We start from the raw sequence: 18,885 nt of genomic DNA, 5'->3' as shown, positions 1-18,885 counted from the left end.
GACCGCACCGGCGACCCGGCGACGCACGCGCGCGTCCCGATAAGGCAGTCTTGTCCCGTGCCCGAACCCGAAGCCAGCAAGCCCAGAATCGCAGCGCGCGACCTCCACCAGCACGCCGCGACCCTGAAGCGGCTGGAGAAGTCCGCCGGGACTCTCGCCGTCCAGGCCATCGCGCGGATGGACGAGACGCTGCCCTGGTACCGGGCGATGCCCCCGGAGAACCGTTCCTGGATCGGGCTCGTCGCGCAGGCGGGTATCGCCGCCTTCACCGAGTGGTTCCGGCACCCCGACGCCCCGCAGGCCATCTCCACCGATGTGTTCGGCACCGCGCCGCGCGAGCTGACCAGGGCCATCACCCTGCGGCAGACCGTCGAGATGGTGCGCACCACCATCGAGGTCATGGAGAGCGCGATCGACGAGGTCGCGGCCCCGGGCGACGAGAGCGTGCTGCGCGAGGCCCTGCTCGTCTACGCCCGCGAGATCGCCTTCGCCACCGCCCAGGTCTACGCCCAGGCCGCCGAGGCACGCGGTGCCTGGGACGCGCGGCTGGAATCTCTCGTCGTCAACGCCGTACTCAGCGGGGAGGCCGACGAGGGCGCGGTGAGCCGGGCCGCGGCGCTCGGATGGAGCGCGCCCGAGCATGTGTGCGTCGTGTTGGGGACGGCACCCGACGGTGACTCCGAACTGACGGTGGAGGCCATCCGGCGGGCCGCCCGGCACGCCAAACTCCAGGTGCTCACGGGGGTGCTGGGCAGTCGGCTCGTGGTGATCGCGGGCGGCAGCGACAACCCCATGGCGGTGGCCAGGTCGCTGATCGGGCCGTTCGCGCAGGGGCCGGTCGTGGCCGGTCCCGTCGTACCCGATCTGCTGGCCGGGACCCGGTCGGCGCAGGCCGCCGCGGCGGGGCTGAAGGCGTGTTCCGCCTGGCAGGACGCCCCGCGCCCGGTACTGGCGGACGATCTGCTTCCGGAGCGCGCGATCGCCGGTGATCCCGGTGCGCGCGAGCAGTTGGTGGAGGAGATCTACAGACCGCTGGAGGAGGCCGGCTCCGCGCTGCTGGAGACGCTCAGCGTCTATCTGGAACAGGCGAGCAGTCTGGAAGGCGCCGCCCGGATGCTGTTCGTTCACCCCAATACCGTGCGCTACCGGCTTCGACGTGTGACTGACGTCACCGGTTGGTCACCTTCCGATGTACGATCCGCCTTCACATTGCGGATCGCGCTCATCCTGGGGCGTCTGGCCGATGGAGATCTCCAGACCTAGTCTTTTGTCGGGGGTCCACAAAACCCCCCTCTGTTCTTCGTCCCTGTCCCCACGGGCGGCCGTGGCCGTCCCCAAGAGAGAGTGTGAGAGTGCTCGTACTCGTCGCTCCCGGCCAGGGCGCTCAGACGCCCGGCTTCCTGACTCCTTGGCTCGAACTGCCCGGTGCCGCCGACCGCCTCGCCGCGTGGTCGGACGCCATCGGGCTGGATCTCGTCCACCACGGCACGCAGGCCGACGCGGACGCGATCCGGGACACGGCTGTCGCGCAGCCGCTCCTCGTCGCGGCCGGACTGCTGTCCGCCTCGGCACTCGGTGACATCGCCGATCTCGCGCCCGGCGCGGTCGCGGGCCACAGCGTCGGCGAGATCACCGCCGCCGCCTTCGCGGGCGTCCTCGACGACACCGCCGCGCTGTCCCTCGTGCGCAAGCGCGGTCTGGCCATGGCCGAGGCCGCCGCGGTCACCGAGACCGGGATGTCGGCGCTGCTCGGCGGCGACCCCGAGGTGACCCTGCCGCACCTGGAGAAGCTGGGCCTGACCCCGGCCAACGTCAACGGCGCGGGCCAGATCGTGGCCGCGGGCACGCTGGAGCAGCTCGCCGAGCTGGAGGCGGACAAGCCCGAGGGTGTGCGCCGGGTCGTCGCGCTGAAGGTGGCCGGCGCCTTCCACACGCACCACATGGGCCCCGCGGTCCAGAAGCTGGCCGAGGCCGCCAAGGAACTCGTGCCGGCCGACCCCGAGGTCATCTACGTCTCCAACAAGGACGGGCGGACCGTCGCCACCGGTGACGAGGTCGTCGCCCGGCTGGTCGGCCAGGTCGCCAACCCGGTCCGCTGGGACCTGTGCATGGAGACCTTCAAGGAGCTCGGCGTCACGGCGCTGATCGAGGTGTGCCCGGGCGGCACGCTGACCGGCCTCGCCAAGCGCGCGCTGCCCGGCGTCAGGACGCTGGCCCTGAAGACCCCCGACGACCTCGACGCGGCTCGCGAGCTCATCGCCGAGCACGCGCATGCCTGACGCCATAAGGAGCCGACCGATCATGCCGAAGATCAAGCCCAGCAAGGGCGCCCCGTACGCGCGCATCCTCGGCGTGGGCGGCTACCGGCCCACCCGGGTCGTGCCGAACGAGGTGATCCTCGAGACGATCGACTCGTCCGACGAGTGGATCCGCTCGCGCTCCGGCATCGAGACCCGGCACTGGGCGAACGACGAGGAGACCGTCGCCGCGATGTCCCTGGAGGCGTCCGGCAAGGCGATCGCCGACGCCGGGATCACCGCCGCGCAGATCGGCGCGGTGGTCGTCTCCACCGTGTCGCACTTCAAGCAGACCCCGGCCGTCGCCACCGAGATCGCCTACAAGCTCGGGACCGCCAAGGCCGCCGCCTTCGACATCTCGGCCGGCTGCGCGGGCTTCGGCTACGGCCTGACCCTCGCCAAGGGCATGATCGTCGAGGGTTCCGCGGAGTACGTCCTCGTCATCGGCGTCGAGCGGCTGTCCGACCTGACCGACCTGGAGGACCGGGCCACGGCCTTCCTGTTCGGCGACGGCGCGGGCGCGGTCGTCGTGGGCCCTGCCCAGGAGCCGGCCATCGGCCCGACCGTCTGGGGCTCGGAGGGCGACAAGTCGGAGACCATCAAGCAGACCGTGCCGTGGACGGACTACCGCGAAGGCGAGGTCGAGAAGTTCCCCGCGATCACCCAGGAAGGCCAGGCGGTGTTCCGCTGGGCCGTGTTCGAGATGGCGAAGGTGGCCCAGCAGGCGCTGGACGCGGCCGGGATCACCTCGGACGAACTGGACGTCTTCATCCCGCACCAGGCGAACGAGCGGATCATCGACTCGATGGTGAAGACACTCAAGCTGCCGGAGACGGTCACCGTCGCCCGTGACGTGCGCACCACCGGCAACACCTCGGCCGCCTCGATTCCGCTCGCGATGGAGCGGCTTCTGGCGACCGGCGAGGCGAAGAGCGGCGACACCGCGCTCGTCATCGGCTTCGGGGCGGGTCTCGTGTACGCCGCGACGGTCGTTACCCTCCCCTAGGCACTCCGTGCCGGATCATGCGTCCGGTACGGGAAACGCAACACCCGCCGCGCACGCGGTGGGCGCCCCACCCTCTGGAACACTACGAAGGAGCGCCGACATGGCCGCCACTCAGGAAGAGATCGTCGCCGGTCTCGCGGAGATCGTGAACGAGATCGCCGGGATCCCGGTTGAGGACGTCCAGCTGGACAAGTCCTTCACCGACGACCTGGACGTCGACTCGCTGTCCATGGTCGAGGTCGTCGTCGCCGCCGAAGAGCGCTTCGACGTCAAGATCCCGGACGAGGACGTCAAGAACCTCAAGACGGTCGGCGACGCGACCGACTACATCCTCAAGCACCAGGCCTGAGCCATCCGCTAGGCCAGGACGCTGCAAGCCCCGCCACCCGGCGGTGGCGCCGTTCCCCGCGTCAGCGGGGAAGGTCCTCCTCGTATCCGTTGGAGAAAGAATTCCCGTGAGCCCGACCAATCGCACCGTGGTCGTCACCGGTATCGGCGCAACTACACCGCTGGGTGGCGACGCAGCCTCTACCTGGGAAGGCCTGATCGCCGGTCGTTCCGGCGTCAAGCCCCTGGAGCAGGAGTGGGCGGCCGACCAGGCCGTCCGTATCGCGGCCCCGGTCGCCGTGGAGCCGAGCGAGGTCATCCCGCGGCCGCAGGCCCGCCGTCTCGACCGCTCCGCCCAGTTCGCCCTGATCGCGGCCCAGGAAGCCTGGGCCGACGCCGGCTTCACCGCCCGTGCGGGTGAGGACGGCTCCGTCGACCCCGACCGGCTCGGCACCGTCATCGCCTCCGGCATCGGCGGTGTGACGACCCTGCTGGACCAGTACGACGTGCTCAAGGAGAAGGGCGTCCGCCGCGTCTCCCCGCACACCGTCCCCATGCTGATGCCGAACGGTCCGTCCGCCAACGTGGGTCTGCTCGTGGGCGCCCGCGCGGGTGTGCACACGCCGGTCTCCGCCTGCGCGTCGGGCGCCGAGGCCATCGGCTACGCCATCGAGATGATCCGTACCGGCCGTGCCGACGTCGTCGTCGCCGGTGGCACGGAGGCGGCGATCCACCCGCTGCCCATCGCCGCGTTCGGCAACATGATGGCGATGTCCAAGAACAACGACGACCCGCAGGGCGCCTCGCGTCCCTACGACGTCGCCCGGGACGGCTTCGTCCTCGGCGAGGGCGCCGGCGTGATCGTCCTGGAGTCCGCCGAGCACGCCGCCAAGCGCGGCGCCCGCGTCTACGCGGAGGCGGTCGGCCAGGGCATCTCCGCCGACGGCCACGACATCGTGCAGCCGGAGCCGGAGGGGCGCGGCATCTCGCACGCCCTGCAGCACCTGCTGGACAGCACCGACCTGGACCCGGCGGAGATCGTGCACGTCAACGCGCACGCCACCTCCACCCCGGCCGGTGACATCGCCGAGCTGAAGGCGCTGCGCAAGGTCTTCGGCGACGACGCCGACCACATGGCGGTCTCCGCGACCAAGTCGATGACCGGTCACCTGCTCGGTGGCGCGGGCGGCGTCGAGTCCGTCGCGACCGTCCTCGCCCTGTACCACCGGGTGGCCCCGCCGACCATCAACGTGGAGAACCTCGACCCGGAGGCCGAGGCCAACGCCGACGTCGTCCGCGGCGAGGCGCGCAAGCTGCCCGTCGACGGCCGGATCGCGGCGCTGAACGACTCGTTCGGCTTCGGCGGCCACAATGTGGTACTGGCCTTCCGCACGATCTGAACTCCCGTTCCCCGCTGAACGATTCGACGGCCCGTCTTCCCGCTTCGAAGCTCCGGAAGACGGGCCGCGGCCTATTCTGGGCCGCATGGGGAACGGGGGACGGCTGTCGCTGGTCATCGGATCCCAGTGTGCCGACCTGGGGCCGGGCCGACGCCTCGAGCCACTACGGAAGGCGGTCACGGAGCTGGACGAGGTGCTGGGGCACCCGTACTCGGGCGCCTGCGCACCCGCGCTCCCGGACGGCCGGAGCCTGCTGCTCAACCCGAACACCACCCGCCTGGACACCGCCCTTGTCGACGCCTTCGCCCGGGCCGACGAATTACGCGCGGCTCTCGTTCTCGCCTTCGTCGGCCATGGCCTGCGCACCGACAAGGAGTACTACGTCCTTCCGTACGACGCCCAGGAGGACCATGCCGCACGCAATCCCCCGTACTTCCTCACTCACCGGATCGCGCGGTTGCTGTCCGGACGCCCGGGACTGCGGAGCCTGACGCTGATCCTGGATACCTGCGAGTCGGGACAGGGGGCCGCGAACGCCGCGGAGTGGGCGGTGCTCAACGAGGAGGACATGAAACGGCGCTTCCAGGTGCTGACCGCGTCGAGCCTGGAGCCCGCCTACCACTGCGCGTTCTCCCTGGAGACCGCCCGCATCCTGCGCGACGGGCACGTCCGACACGGCCGGTTCCTGCGCTGTGCCGACATCAGGGAAGCCCTCGTCCAGCAGGACTGTCTGGAGCATCTGCCCGTCTGTCTGGGCTTCGACGGCGCCGACGGAACGGCCGACCTGTGGCTGGCCCGTAACCGGGCACGCGCCGAACTCTGCCGGGAACTGAGGCATTTCGAGGCGGCCGCGGAGCTGGGCGAGGTGGTGGCCGCGACGAGGGCACATCCGCTCACAGTGGTACGGGCCCCGGCGGGCTCGGGGAAGACGACCCTGCTCACGGCGTTGACCCGGCCCGAACTCCATCCGGGCATCCCGGAGCGCATCGTGCACGCACTGCACCGGCTGGACCCGGCGGACGACGCCCTTCGAGTGGCGACCGCGTTGTCCGACGGGCTCCGGGACACGGTGCCCGGATTCGCCGCCGCCCACGACCGGACGACGGGCAACGACGCCGCCGCGTCCCTGCTGACGGCGCTGAGCGAGATCCCGGGGGAGGTACCGGTACGGATCGCGCTCGACGGTCTCGACCAGATACGGCCCACGCATCTGCCGGAACTCCGCGACCTGGTGAACGAGTTGCTCTTCCAGCAGGACCAGGAACTGACGGGCCTGCGCGTCCTGGTCTCCGCCCGGCCCGGGACCGCGCTGCCCTGGCCGAACTTCGCGGCCGTGGAACTGGGCGCGGCCCACGCCGACGCGATCGGCGCCTACCTGGAGCGGCGGGGCGTGCCCGGACACGCGCACGACCTGATCGTCGAGCGCAGTGCGGGCAACTGGCTGGTGGTCACGCTGCTCGCCGACTGGCTGGAGGACCATGACGGCCTCGGCGGCCTCCCGGCCGGCGTCGACGACACCTACACCCGACGGCTGCGCCTGATCCGGGGTGAGGAACCGTGGGAGGGCTCGGCCCTCTGCGCGGTCCTGACGATGCTGACCGTCGCCGACGCCACCGAGGGCATCCCGCAACGCCTGCTCCAGCAAGCGGTGCGCGAGGTGTACCCCCGTGCCAACGGCGAGACCGTCAGCACGGCGCTGCACCGGCTGCGGCGCCTGGTCGTGTCACGGCCGGTGGGCGACGGGGAGACGTCGTACACGCTCTTCCACCCGACGCTGTCGCAGTACCTGACACGGCCGGGGCACGAATACAGCGTGAACGTGACCGCCGGTCACCGGGCGATCGCCGCGGCTCTGCACCGGCTCGCGCCCCGAGGCCGGCCCTCCGACGGGCACCCGCTGTACATGTACGCCGCCGAGGCGGAGGCCACCCATCTGTGGGAGCGGGACGGGGCCAGGGCGGTGGTGGCCTCGCTGATCGAACGGCCCGCGGCCGACCCGCAGGCCAATCTGCTGCGCTGGAGCGCCTGGCGGGACCGGTTCGAACGGGAGCTGGGTCCGGACGAGCCCTACGTGTTCGTCGCACGCGCCGGAGTGGCCGACTGGACCGACCGCTGTGGCGACCACGCGAGCGCGCGCCAGCTCTTCGAGGAGCTGGCGGAGGACTGCCGGGAGGGCTTCGACCCGGACCACCCGGACGCCGGGCCGCTGCTGGAGGTACGCCACCAGCTCGCCGCCTGGTTCGGAGCCGACGATCCCACCACGGCGCTGCACCTGTGTCTGGAGCTGCTGCCCGACTGCGAACGCGCTCTGGGGCCGGAGCACGAGTTCACCTTTGTCATCCGGAACAACATCGCGGCCTGGACCGACGAGGTCGGTGACACGGAGAGCGCCCGGGGTCTGTGGCGCGAGTTGGTGACGAGTGCCGCGCGGGAGCTGGGCACCGGCCACCGCGTCCATCTGGTCGCGCGCAACGGCGTCGCCATCGGGCTGGCTCAAACAGACGCGGTCGCCGCGGCGGTCGCGGACTGGGGGGCGTTGCTCGTGGACGTCGAACGGTACCTGGGCCGGGACGACGACCTCGCGCGGGACATCCGGCGGAACATCGTGACGGCCCTGAGTCCCCTGGTCGAGGCCGCCGGGTCTAATCCGCCGCCAGTGCCTCCGCGACCGCCAGCCCCGTCTGCCGTTTGGTGAGATACGCCCGCCCGCTGTGCGGGTTCTCCACCCCGTTGTCCAGGGTCCAGTCCGAGACGAGGATGCCGCGGGGGTCGGCGAAACACTTGGCGAGGTCCGGCTCGGCCGCCACCAGGTCGTCCCTGTCGACGAGGTTGACCCAGCTCCGTACGGTGTCGGGGGCCCGGTGGTCGCCGGCCAGGCGGTCGTGGACGATGGTGCGCAGGCCCAGCGGGGAACCGAGGGTGAGCAGCAGGGGCAGTTCCCGCTCAAGCCGGAGAGCGGCCTCGTACGCCACGACCGAGCCGAGGGAGTGGCCCACGATCGCCTTCGTCTCGGGCCCGACCAGCTCGGCGACGCGACGCTGCACCTCCGCGTAGATCCCGGGTTCCGTCATGTACCGCGTGACCTGGACCAGCGAGCGGTTCACCAGCCGCTCGGCGGCAGCCATACCCGCCCGGCCGAACCAGCTCAGCCGAGCCAGGCCTTTCACGGCGGGGCGGGCCAGCCGTCGGCCGCCCTGACGGCCGGGGGGCTCGCCGGTCCGCCCGGTGTCGATGTCGTGGAGGACGCGGCGGGCGGCGCGCCGGTCACCGGGGTCGGGCGCGCGGTCCCGCGCGGCGCGCAGCCATTCCTCGGCGAGGGCCTCGGCGAGATCCTGCTGCACCTCGCTCAGCTCGGCCACCCGCTCCTCGGCGCCCATACGCCCGGGTTTGAGGAAAAGGTCGCCGTAGAAGGCCATGCGGGCCTCGTGGTGGCCCGGCCGGAAGTTGCGCCACAGGGCGTCCGCGAGGTCTCGGTCCCCCGCGGTGCGTACACCGCCCGCGAGGTCGGGCAGCCACTCGCCCTCCAGCGAGTCGGCGGACTTCTGTTCCTGGGCCATGCCGTGGATCAGGACGATCTCCGCCACCGCGTTCCCCCTCCCCTTCGTCCTGCCGCCGCGGGCCGGCTCCCCCGGGTCAGACCACCTGGTGCAGCCAGCGCACCGGTGCGCCCTCGCCCGCGTACCGGAACGGCTCCAGCTCGTCGTCCCAGGGCTTGCCCAGCAGCTTGGCGAGTTCGGCCTCCAGGTCGGTCTCGCCGCGCTGCGAGCGCTGGAGGGCGGCGCGCAGCCGGTCCTCGGGGATGAGGATGTCGCCGTGCATGCCGGTGACGGCGTGGTAGATGCCGAGGTCGGGGGTGCAGCTGTAGCGCTCGCCCTCGGCGGTGGGGCAGGGCTCGGCGGTGACCTCGAAGCGCAGCAGGTGCCAGCCGCGCAGCGCGGAGGCGAGCTTGGAGGCGGTGCCGACCTCGCCCTGCCAGGAGAACTCCGAGCGCCAGGTGCCGGGCGCGGCGGGCTGCCGGATCCAGTCGAGGTTCACGCGCGTGCCGAGCACCCCGGCGACGGCCCACTCGACGTGCGGGCACAGCGCGCGCGGCGCGGAGTGCACGTACAGAACTCCACGTGTCGTCACCGGGACCTCCGGGCAGAGCGGGACATCTTGCTACTGGGGCCATGCACTGTGGCGCATGGCCACGTTGATGGCGAGGCTACCGTGCGGCGGCGCAAGGAGTGTGACGTACCGTCGGTCCCAGTGCCCGGAAACGCCCGCCATTCACCCAGGGGGACGCTTGTACGGGGTGTGCCGTTGCACCGGGGCGGGACGGGAACCCTCAGACGTTGTCATGGAGGGGGAAGGCCTGCCGGACGACCGAGGGGATCACCAGGGGATGCGGAAGCGAAGCTGCCGTGCGCGAGCCGTTGTCGCCGTCGTGGCGGCGACCGTCCTGGGGGCCGCCGGGTGTGACGTGATCGGCGGCGACTCCCCGGGCCCGGGCGGCCCGCAGTCCAAGGCGAAGCCGTCGCCCGCTCCGCTCTGGGACCGCAGCCCGGACTCGGTCGCGGCGGTCGGCGACTCCATCACCCGCGGTTTCGACGCCTGCACGATCCTGTCGGACTGCCCGGAGGTGTCCTGGGCGACGGGCAGCTCGGCGGAGGTCAACAGTCTCGCGGTGCGGCTGCTGGGGCGGACGGGCGCGGCCGAGCGCAGCTGGAACTACGCGGTGACGGGGTCCCGGATGGCCGATCTGCCCGCGCAGGTCGGGCGGGCGGCCGTCCGGCGGCCGCAGCTGGTGACGGTGATGGTGGGGGCCAACGACGCCTGCCGGTCCTCGACCGCGGACATGACGCCGGTCGCCGACTTCCGGGCGGACTTCGAGGAGTCGCTGCACACCCTGCGCGCGGAGCTGCCGAAGACGCAGGTGTACGTGTCGAGCGTGCCGAACCTGAAGCGGCTGTGGTCTCAGGGGCGCGCCAACCCGCTGGGCAAGCAGGTCTGGAAGCTCGGCATCTGCCCGTCCATGCTGGGCGACGCGGACGCCCTGGACACGGCGGCGACGACGCGGCGCGACACGGTGCAGGACCGGGTGGAGGCGTACAACGAGGTGCTGAAGGAGGTGTGCGCGAAGGACCGGCGGTGCCGCTTCGACGGGGACGCGGTATTCGAATACCGCTTCGGCACCGGTCAGTTGAGCCACTGGGACTGGTTCCACCCGAGCACGGACGGTCAGGCGCGGCTCGCGGAGATCGCCTACCGCACCGTCACGGCGCGGGAGCCGTGACCTAGGGTTTCCCCCATGAGTGAACTTTTCGGCACACTTCCCGACGGCACCGCGGTTCACCGGTGGACCCTGGAGCGGGCCGGCGTGCGGGTCCGGATCCTGTCCTACGGCGGGATCGTGCAGTCGCTGGAGGTGCCCGACCGCGACGGCCGGTCCGGGAACGTGGTGCTGGGGTTCGCCGACCTGGACGGCTACCTGACGCACACGGGACCGTACTTCGGCGCGCTGATCGGCCGGTACGCCAACCGGATCGCGGGCGGCCGTTTCCCGCTGGGGGAGCTCACGTACGCGCTGGTCCCCAACAACCCGCCGAACTCGCTGCACGGCGGTGAGCGCGGTTTCGACAAGCGGGTGTGGGACGTGACGCCGGTCGAGCACGGGCTGCGCCTGGACCGGGTCAGCCCGCACGGCGAGGAGGGCTTCCCCGGCCGGCTGGAGGTCTCGGCGACGTACACCCTGGACGCGGCCGGGGCGCTGCGGATCGCGTACGAGGCCACGACGGACGCGCCGACGGTCGTCAACCTCACCAACCACAGTTACTTCGACCTGGGCGGGGCCGGCGGCGCCGGCGGCCACGAGCTGCGGCTGGCCGCCTCGCGCTACACGCCGGTCGACGCGGACCTGATCCCGACCGGCGCGCTGGAGGACGTGACGGGCACGCGCTTCGACTTCCGGGCGGCCCGCAAGGTGGGCTCCGGCTACGACCACAACTTCGTGCTCGACAAGGGCGTCACGCGGGCCCCCGAGGAGGTGGCCGAGCTGCACGACCCGGCGTCCGGGCGGGTGCTGACGGTGGCGACGACCGAGCCGGGCATCCAGGTGTACACGGCGGAGCACCTCGACGCGCCGTTCACGCCCGGTGACGGCGTCGCGCTGGAGACGCAGCACTTCCCGGACTCCCCGAACCGTCCGCAGTTCCCGAGCACGCAGCTGCGTCCTGGCGCGGTGTTCCGGTCGGCGACGGTGTACGCGTTCTCCACCCGCTGACCTGCCCGGCGCGCGGGGGCAGGAAAGAGTTGAGCCCCGGTCCGGAGGTCAGGTCACCGGACCGGGGCTGCTCTGGGGGCTCGGAGGCCCGGGTCAGACGTTAATCGTCGCGGTGAGTCCGCGGTCGGCGATCGAGCGGCCGAGGCGAAGTTCGTACGAACCCTTCACAAAGGTCCACGCGGCCGCCTTCTCGTCCCACATCTCGAACGCGCGGCGCGGCAGCTCGACCGTGACCTCGACGGCCTCGCCCGGTGCGGCCTCGACGCCGGCGAAACCGGCCAGCCAGCGGGCGGGCCGCGCCGCGTCGGGCTCGACGGGCGCCAGGTACAGCTGCACGACGTCGCGTCCGTGGCGCTCGCCGGAGTTGCGGACGCGGGCCCTCGCCGTGGTGCCGTCGACCTCGATCGACTCGTACGTCCACTCGGTGTAGCCGAGGCCGTGACCGAAGGGGTACGACGGGGTGCGGTCGGCCTTGTCCCAGGCGCGGTAGCCGATGAACACGCCCTCGGTGTAGGGCAGCTCGCCGCCCGCCGGGGTGACCTGGGTGACCGGCGCGTCGGCCAGGGAGCCCCAGGTCGTGGGCAGCCGGCCGCCGGGCTCGTGCGCGCCGGTGAGGACGTCGGCGAGGGCGGCGCCGCCCTCCTGGCCCGGGAACCAGCTCAGCAGGACCGCGGCGACGTCGTCGCGCCAGGGCAGTTCCACCGGGGACCCGGAGTTGACGACCACGACGGTGTTCGGGTTGGCGGCGGCGACGGCGCGCACCAGGTCGTCCTGGTGGCCGGGCAGGCGCAGGTCCTTGCGGTCGAAGCCCTCGGACTCGACGCGCTCGGTGGTGGCGACCACGACGACGGCCGTGTCGGCGGCCCGCGCGGCCTCGACGGCCTCGGCGATCAGTTCGTCGGCGGGGCGCCGGGGGGCCTGGTGGGCGAGGGCGAAGGCGACCGCCTTCAGCGGGATGCCCTCGGGGAGCGCGAAGACGTGGGTGAGGGAGATCTCGACGGGCTCGCCCGCGGTCAGTTCGACCTCGGCGTGGGGCATCGGGGAGCCGAAGACGGCCTCGAAGGGGTCGCCGTCGTCGGCGGGGCGCTGGACGTCGTCGAAGTACGTGGTGCCGCCGACGGTGAGCGTGTAGGCGCCGGTGCCCTTGATGCCGAAGGTGTGCGAGCCGCTCTCGCGCGGGGTGAACGTACCGGTCAGCTCGATGGTGTGGAGCGTGTCGTGGGTGACGCCCTCGGGGAGGTCCGAACCCATCCAATGGATCTGGCCGCTCGGCGCGGAGCGGGTGCCGAGGACGGCGCCGTCGGCGTCGCGGCAGATCGCGCGCAGTGCGAGGCCTTTGTCGGCGATGGCGAGTTCGGTGGCCGGATCGGCGCCGACGGTGTAGCTGAGGCTGCCGCCTGGGAGGGCGGCGGTGAGGCCGTCGAGGGGGGAGACGACCCGGGCCGGGAAGACGGTGGCGGAGCCGCCGCCGAGGACGCGGGCGTCGCGGGCGGCGGCTCCGATCAGCGCGACCGTGCCGGCCGGTTTCAGGGGCAGCGCGTCGTTCTCGTTGCGTACGAGGACGAAGGCGCGGCGGGCGATCTCGCGGGCGAGGGCCTCGCCGTCGACCGGCTGCGGCAGCTCGGTGACGGCGGGTTCGGCGCCCTCCAGGATGCCGACGCGGGCGGCGAGCCGCAGCACGTTCCGTACGGCCGCGTCGACGTCGGTCTCGTCGACCGCGCCGTCGTGCACGGCCTGGACGAGGGCGTCGCCGTACACCGTCTGCGGGCCGGGCATGGCGACGTCGAGGCCGCCGGCGATCGCCGCGGTGGTGTCGCGGGCGGCCATCCAGTCGGAGACGTTGAAGCCGTCGAAGCCCCATTCACCGCGCAGGACCTCGTCGACGAGGTGGTGGTGCTCGGTCATCGTCGTGCCGTTGACCGTGTTGTAGGCGGTCATGATGCCCCAGGGGTGGGCGTTCTCGACGATGGCCTCGAAGGGGGCCAGATAGAGCTCGCGCAGGGCGCGTTCGCCGACCAGGTTGTTCACCGTGAAGCGGTCGGTCTCGGCGTCGTTGGCGACGAAGTGCTTGACGGTGGTGCCGACTCCGCCGGACTGGACGCCGTTCACATAGCCCGTGCCGATCCGCCCGGTCAGGTACGGGTCCTCGCTGTAGGCCTCGAAGTGGCGGCCGCCGAGCGGGGAGCGGTGCAGGTTGACCGTGGGGGCGAGCAGGACGTGGACACCCTTGCGGCGGGCCTCCTGCGCGAGGAGCACGCCGGCGCGGCGGGCGAGGGCGGGGTCCCAGGTGGCGGCGAGGGCGGTCGGGGACGGCAGGGCGACGGACGGGTCGTCGGCGGTCCAGCGCACGCCCCGGACGCCGATCGGGCCGTCGGACATCACCAGGGACTTCAGGCCGATCTCCGGCAGGGCGGGCAGGGACCACATGTCCTGGCCGGCCAGCAGCCGGGCCTTGGCGTCCAGACCGAGCTTGCCGAGGGCGGCCTCGACGACCGCCTCACGGGCCGCGTCGGCCGGGGTGGGGTGGGTGCCGGTTCCGGGGCCCGGGGTTCCCGCCATGGCGGTGCCTCCTCATTGAGTCCGTGCAGGGGTCCCCATCGTGCACCGACTACCTGTAGTGCGGTAGGTTTCGTGATATTGCTGTTACATTCCCGGGAGCCGCATGGCTTACGGTGACGTCATGAACGCCAGGATCAGGAGCGAGGAGCGGCGCGCCGAGATCGTCCGGGCGGCCCTGGAGGTGATCGCCGAGCGCGGCTACCGGGGTGCGAGCCTGGCCGCGGTGGCGGAGCGGGTGGGCCTGACCCAGCAGGGCCTGTTGCACCACTTCCCGACGAAGGAGGCGCTCCTGGTCGCCGTGCTCAAGGAGCGGGACCAGTGGGACGCCGTGCCCGACAGCCAGTGGCGGGTCGACCTGCTCGCCTCACTGGTCGAGTACAACGCGATGCGGCCCGCCATCATCCAGACCTTCTCCGCGCTGCTGGGCGAGAGCGTCACCGAGGGACATCCGGCGCGCGAGTACTTCACCGAGCGATACCAGCGGGTGCGCGCGAGCATGGCGGCGGTGCTGCGCGCCGAGTACGGCGACCGGCTGCCGAACGGCCTCACCCCGGAACGCACCGCTCCGCTGCTGGTCGCGGTGATGGACGGCCTCCAGTACCAGTGGCTGCTGGACCCGGAGTCGGTGGACATGCCCGGCGCGTTCCGGGACTTCCTGGCGATGCTCGGCGAGAACTGAGCACTCCCCCGCCCGCCCGGGTCCCGCACCATGGCGTGCACCACTGGGGTCACGCGATACTTCCGTCGTCCCGCCCTGCACGCTCCCCACAGCGACGGAAGGACCTGAACTCCCTTGGCTTCTCTACGTGTTCGGATCGGCCTGCTCGGGCTGACCCTGCTCGCCGGACTCTCCGCCCCCACCCCCGCGACCGCCGTCGACGCCGCGCCCGCACCGACCGTCGAGGAGCAGCGGCTCGGCGGGGCCGTCCCCCAGGAGATCCTCCGCCGGTCCGGATTCGACGCCGTGGCGCCCGGGTTCACCCGGCGGCTGGCGGCCGCGCACTCCTACGCGCAGGCCCGCCGGGTCGTCGCGGCGCAGGGTTCGGCGCTGTGGCGGCGGGCCGTGGACCGCGTGCAGGGGCGAGGGCCGGCGGGCGGTGACCTGAGCCGGGACGACGACCGGCCGCTGTACTGGGCGCGGCTGGGGATGACCCGGGAGGTGCGGCTGTGGAAGCCGGGGTTCGGCGTGAGCGCCGCACAACGCGCGGCTCTGCTCGACGCGTTGGAGCGGACCTCGCGCGGTCAGACCGACATCCGCTATCCGGGGCATACGCACGCGGGCGAGAAGGGGGTCCGGCGGATCCTCGTCACCGGCTTCGACCCGTTCACGCTGGACCGGGACATCCGGATCTCCAACCCGTCCGGGGCCGGCGCGCTCGCCCTCGACGGCACGGTGATCGAGACGGCCCGGGGCCCGGCCCGGGTCGAGGCCGTCGTGTTCCCGGTGCGCTGGCAGGACTTCGCGGACCGCACGGTGGAGCGGACGCTTCGGCCGTACCTGCCGCGGGTCGACCTGTTCACGACCGTGAGCCAGGGGCGGGTGGGACGCTTCGACGTGGAGCGGACCAACGGGGCCTGGCGGGGCGGCTTCCCGGACAACGAGAACGTCGCGCGCACCGAGACCGTGCCCGTCACCGACCCGGCCTCGCAGCCGCAGTGGACGACCACGACCCTGCCGTACGCGGCGATCGTCGCGGCGGACACCGGGCCCTTCCCGGTGTACGACCACACCAGTGTGACCGAGATCCCGGCGGGCGGCACCGACCCCGTCGTACGGCCGGACGGCCCGAGCCCCGGGTCGACGGCTCGCGCCGGGGGCGGCGGCGACTACCTCTCCAACGAGATCGCCTACCGCGCGACGCTGCTGCGGGACCGGTCGGGCCTGCACGACGCGCTGCCGGGCGGCCATGTGCACACGCCGGTGCTCCAGTTCGGGACGGGTAACACGGATCCGGCGACCGGGACGGTCACGGACGCCGAGTTCGTGCGCAACCGGCTGGACATCGTGGCGCAGGTGCGGGCGATCCTGGCGGAGGCGGCCGACGCCGCCCCGGTCACCCGGTGACGCTCTCCTCTTCACGGGCCTCTTCGCCGGCGATCTCCTCGCCCCGCAGGTCGCGGGCGAGGAGGGTCGCGCCCGCGACCGCGCCCGGCATCAGGAACACCGCGACGAACGGGACCAGGAAGGCCAGGCCCAGCGGGGTGCCGAAACCCCAGACCAGGTTCTTGCGGGAGCGGAGCAGGGCGAGGCGTGCACGCAGGTCGACACCGCGGCGCTGAAGGGCGACGGCGACGAGTTCCTCGGTGAGGAAGAAGCCGGTGACGAAGAAGCCGATCACCGGGACGACCGTCTGGCCGACGACGGGGAGGAAGCCGAGGGCGAAGAGCAGGATGCCCCAGACCAGGGCGCGGACGACGATGCGCAGGCTGTCGCGCCCCGAGATCCACAGCTCGCGCCAGAGCGGCAGACCCGACTCGGGCGCGGTGCCGTCGGGCGAGACGTCCCGGTCGACCTTCTCGGAGAGGTTCTCGTAGAAGGGCTGTCCGACCAGGAGCGTGACCGCGGTGAAGGTGATGACCGCCAGGAGGAGGCCCAGGGCGAACAGCACGGCCGTGAGGAAGCCGCGGAACAGACCCTGCCAGGGGCTCGACCAGTCGTCCGCGAACGGGGTCGACCAGGAGACGAAGTCCTCGCCCCACAGGGCCAGGCACACCAGCGCCGCCGCGTACAGCACGAGGGTGACCAGCCCGGGCAGCAGGCCGAAGCCGTACTGCTTTCCGTGCCGGGCCACCCATCGCTGGCCCTTCAGGAGATAGCTGAAACCCACCCCGAGATCGCGCATGCCCGAACTCTATCGGGTGAATTCCCGCCACCTTCCGCCACGCCCGCTCTCCGCGTGCCCGCCGCACCGGTTCCCCCCACACCCGTCACAGGGTCCTCCCCGCGGCCGCCCACCCGGTCCTCCCGCGCCTGGACGGGTTCGCTCACCGGGTGGACGGCCGGCGGCGCCCCACTCGTGCCGAGCCGGGTGAAGGTGTCGACGGTCCGGTGGAAGGCCTCCTGCGCCTGGGGGGCGCACTGGCCCGCTCCGGCTCGGCGGTGGTCCGGCGCGGCACCCGCGGCAGCTCGCCGCCCGAACCGTCCCTGGGTCCGCACGCGTTCATCGCGAGCCTGGTGATGTTCCCCGCCGTGTGGACGAGTTGCCCGGCGTTCTCGGTCGTGCCGCGTGCCGTCCGCAGCATCTCGTCCCTGCCGGGGAGCGAAGGATCGCCATGGGCTCTCCTCGCCTCACGCGCGTCCGACGCGCTCGGCATGCCCCCCTTCGGGCGCCTGACGTACGCCATCCGGGGCATCGATGACACCAACCCCTCCTTGTTGCTGTTGAGTCGAACGGGTACACCTCGCCGTACCGATCTCAGGAAGCCCGGAGGAGGTACGCGTGCGCACCACGAGAACCGTCCCTGCGAGAACCGTTCCGATCGCCGCCCTCGCCCTCGCCTCGGCGAACTCACTCCTGCTCGCGCCCCACCCCGCGACCGGCGCCGAGCCCGCCCCCGTCACCCGGGAGGGCGCCCGCCGGACCAGGGCCCGGCAGCGGATGCGCGAGCCGATCGAGAACGCGCCCGGCACCGCCGCCGGGTCACCCGAGATCAGGTCGGACCACAAGACCCCGCGACCCGCTCGTCTCCGGCCACTGGCGGCCGCCGGCGGACGGGTCGGGCGGGCCCGCCGCGGCGGCCGGTCGGGCCTCGGTCGTGAGCGGCCCGCACGCTGTCCTGTTCGGTACCGAACCCCTCTTCCGGGACCACCCGAAGGGAGAATTCCGCCAGCTCGGACGGGCATTGATCACCAGGGCGCACGCACACAGCGGCTGAAGTTGAGGAGAGCGGATGACGCAGGAGATCCACGGCACCGTCGCGAGTGGTTTCGAGGCGGTGCGGGAGGAGTTCACGGCGTTCGTGGCCGAGGAACGACCTGACTACGAAGGACAGTTGACCGCGTACGTGCACGGACGGCGGGTCGTCGACCTGTGGGCCGGCGCCGATGCCGACTCCCTCTTCGGCGTGTACTCCTCGACCAAGGGGGCCGCTCATCTCGTCGTGGCGCTCCTCGTGCAGGAGGGCACCCTCGAACTGGACCGGAAAGTCACCTACTACTGGCCGGAGTTCGGCTCCGAGGGCAAGGGATCGCTGACCCTGCGGGATCTGCTCGCGCACCGGGCCGGCCTGGTCGGCACGGACACCGGCTTCAGTCTCGCGGAGCTCGCCGACGACCGGCTGATCGCCGAACGGCTCGCCGACCAGCGGCCGTTCTGGCGGCCGGGCACGGCCTTCGGCTACCACGCGCTGGTCATCGGCGCCCTCGCGGGCGAGGTCGTACGGCGCGCCACCGGCCGTACGCTCCAGGAGGTGTACGAGGAGCGGGTGCGCGTCCCGTACGGGCTGGACTTCTTCCTGGGCCTGCCCGCCGCCCACGAGCCGCGCTGGCGCACCGCGCAGCCGATGGTCCCGACCGCCGAGCAGCAGGCACTGCTCGACGCGCTGCCGCGGGGACCGCACACGCTGGCGTCGGTCGCCTTCAACACCCATACGGCCGAGCCGACCGACCTCGTCCTGCTGCCGAACGAGCCCGTGATCCGCGCCAAGGGCCCGGCCTCGGTCGGCGGGGTCGCCTCGGCGCGCGGGCTGGCCGGGATGTACGCGGCGGCGATCAGTGAGATCGACGGGAAGGTGCCGCTGCTGAAGGAGGACACGGCGGCGGAGTTCGGCCAGATCCACTCCGTCGGGTACGACCTGGTGGCCCGCGCCCACAAGTCGTACGGGCTGGGGTTCCAGGCCACCGCGGACACCTGGCACCCGTTCCTGGGCGCGGGCGCGTTCGGGCACAGCGGGGCGGGTGGCAGCCAGGCCTTCGCGGACCCGCGCAGCGGTCTGGCCTACGGCTACACGCGGCGCCGCAACGCCTTCCCGGGCGGGGCGGCGCCGGAGAACGACCGGCTGGCGGCGGCCGCGCACCGGGCGGCGCTGCGCGCC

At 72.4% G+C, this 18,885-nt stretch carries 15 protein-coding genes and 1 pseudogene; 12 read left to right on the top strand and 4 right to left on the bottom strand.

What is annotated here, in order from left to right; all coding sequences use genetic code 11:
* Nucleotides 1-57 precede the first annotated feature (57 nt).
* The 6 genes from ACFV0T_RS21090 (at nt 58) to ACFV0T_RS21065 (ending at nt 7,725) form a co-directional block, all read left to right on the top strand.
* On the top strand, nt 58-1,263 hold the full coding sequence (locus ACFV0T_RS21090; protein WP_385781128.1) for a PucR family transcriptional regulator: 1,206 nt from the start codon (nt 58-60) through the stop codon (nt 1,261-1,263).
* A gap of 89 nt (nt 1,264-1,352) precedes the next feature.
* Entirely contained in the window at nt 1,353-2,279 is a 927-nt protein-coding gene (locus tag ACFV0T_RS21085) for an ACP S-malonyltransferase (protein WP_385781124.1), read from the top strand.
* Nucleotides 2,280-2,301: 22 nt separating this feature from the next.
* Nucleotides 2,302-3,303, top strand: a complete 1,002-nt coding sequence (locus ACFV0T_RS21080; protein WP_385781121.1) for a ketoacyl-ACP synthase III — start codon at nt 2,302-2,304, stop codon at nt 3,301-3,303.
* A 100-nt stretch (nt 3,304-3,403) separates the two neighbouring features.
* A complete protein-coding gene (locus ACFV0T_RS21075) occupies nt 3,404-3,652 on the top strand; it encodes an acyl carrier protein (protein WP_030341284.1) in 249 nt (82 codons plus the stop codon).
* 106 nt (nt 3,653-3,758) lie between these two features.
* Complete coding sequence (locus ACFV0T_RS21070; RefSeq protein WP_385781118.1) at nt 3,759-5,030, top strand: beta-ketoacyl-[acyl-carrier-protein] synthase family protein; 1,272 nt, start codon at nt 3,759-3,761, stop codon at nt 5,028-5,030.
* A gap of 85 nt (nt 5,031-5,115) precedes the next feature.
* Nucleotides 5,116-7,725 (top strand): tetratricopeptide repeat protein, encoded by a 2,610-nt coding sequence (locus ACFV0T_RS21065; protein ID WP_385781115.1) that lies wholly within the window; start codon nt 5,116-5,118, stop codon nt 7,723-7,725.
* Here the strand turns inward: ACFV0T_RS21065 and ACFV0T_RS21060 are convergent.
* Together ACFV0T_RS21060 and ACFV0T_RS21055 are read right to left on the bottom strand one after the other, a co-directional pair.
* Nucleotides 7,673-8,614 (bottom strand): hypothetical protein, encoded by a 942-nt coding sequence (locus ACFV0T_RS21060; RefSeq protein ID WP_385781112.1) that lies wholly within the window; start codon nt 8,612-8,614, stop codon nt 7,673-7,675. The genes ACFV0T_RS21065 and ACFV0T_RS21060 overlap by 53 nt on opposite strands.
* A gap of 49 nt (nt 8,615-8,663) precedes the next feature.
* Nucleotides 8,664-9,158 carry a DUF3145 domain-containing protein gene (locus ACFV0T_RS21055; RefSeq protein WP_385781109.1) on the bottom strand — a complete coding sequence of 165 codons (495 nt, stop codon included), beginning with the start codon at nt 9,156-9,158 and terminating at the stop codon, nt 8,664-8,666.
* 256 nt (nt 9,159-9,414) lie between these two features.
* Between ACFV0T_RS21055 and ACFV0T_RS21050 the strand changes: the two genes are divergently transcribed.
* Entirely contained in the window at nt 9,415-10,305 is an 891-nt protein-coding gene (locus tag ACFV0T_RS21050; protein ID WP_385781106.1) for an SGNH/GDSL hydrolase family protein, read from the top strand.
* A 15-nt stretch (nt 10,306-10,320) separates the two neighbouring features.
* Nucleotides 10,321-11,292, top strand: coding sequence for an aldose epimerase family protein (locus ACFV0T_RS21045; protein WP_385781103.1), 972 nt, complete (start codon nt 10,321-10,323; stop codon nt 11,290-11,292).
* 93 nt (nt 11,293-11,385) lie between these two features.
* Here ACFV0T_RS21045 and ACFV0T_RS21040 read toward each other — a convergent pair whose 3' ends face one another.
* A complete protein-coding gene (locus ACFV0T_RS21040) occupies nt 11,386-13,851 on the bottom strand; it encodes a glycoside hydrolase family 3 C-terminal domain-containing protein (RefSeq protein ID WP_385781101.1) in 2,466 nt (821 codons plus the stop codon).
* A 103-nt stretch (nt 13,852-13,954) separates the two neighbouring features.
* Between ACFV0T_RS21040 and ACFV0T_RS21035 the strand changes: the two genes are divergently transcribed.
* Nucleotides 13,955-14,530, top strand: a complete 576-nt coding sequence (locus tag ACFV0T_RS21035; RefSeq protein WP_385781098.1) for a TetR/AcrR family transcriptional regulator — start codon at nt 13,955-13,957, stop codon at nt 14,528-14,530.
* Nucleotides 14,531-14,644: 114 nt separating this feature from the next.
* Nucleotides 14,645-15,916, top strand: coding sequence for a pyroglutamyl peptidase (locus ACFV0T_RS21030; RefSeq protein ID WP_385781095.1), 1,272 nt, complete (start codon nt 14,645-14,647; stop codon nt 15,914-15,916).
* Here ACFV0T_RS21030 and ACFV0T_RS21025 read toward each other — a convergent pair.
* Nucleotides 15,906-16,694 (bottom strand): EI24 domain-containing protein, encoded by a 789-nt coding sequence (locus ACFV0T_RS21025; RefSeq protein ID WP_385781093.1) that lies wholly within the window; start codon nt 16,692-16,694, stop codon nt 15,906-15,908. The two genes, ACFV0T_RS21030 and ACFV0T_RS21025, sit on opposite strands and share 11 nt — an antisense overlap.
* An 832-nt stretch (nt 16,695-17,526) precedes the next feature.
* On the opposite strand from ACFV0T_RS21025, the pseudogene ACFV0T_RS21020 reads away from it, so the two are divergent.
* Nucleotides 17,527-17,727: pseudogene (locus tag ACFV0T_RS21020) on the top strand (hypothetical protein); the annotation flags it as partial.
* A gap of 15 nt (nt 17,728-17,742) precedes the next feature.
* A partial coding sequence (locus tag ACFV0T_RS21015) for a serine hydrolase domain-containing protein (RefSeq protein ID WP_385781090.1) occupies nt 17,743-18,885 on the top strand: 1,143 nt, incomplete at its 3' end.

Origin of the sequence: Streptomyces sp. NPDC059582 (assembly GCF_042735715.1) — a bacterium.
Lineage (GTDB): Bacteria > Actinomycetota > Actinomycetes > Streptomycetales > Streptomycetaceae > Streptomyces.
This window is presented reverse-complemented; position numbering and strand designations above follow the sequence as displayed.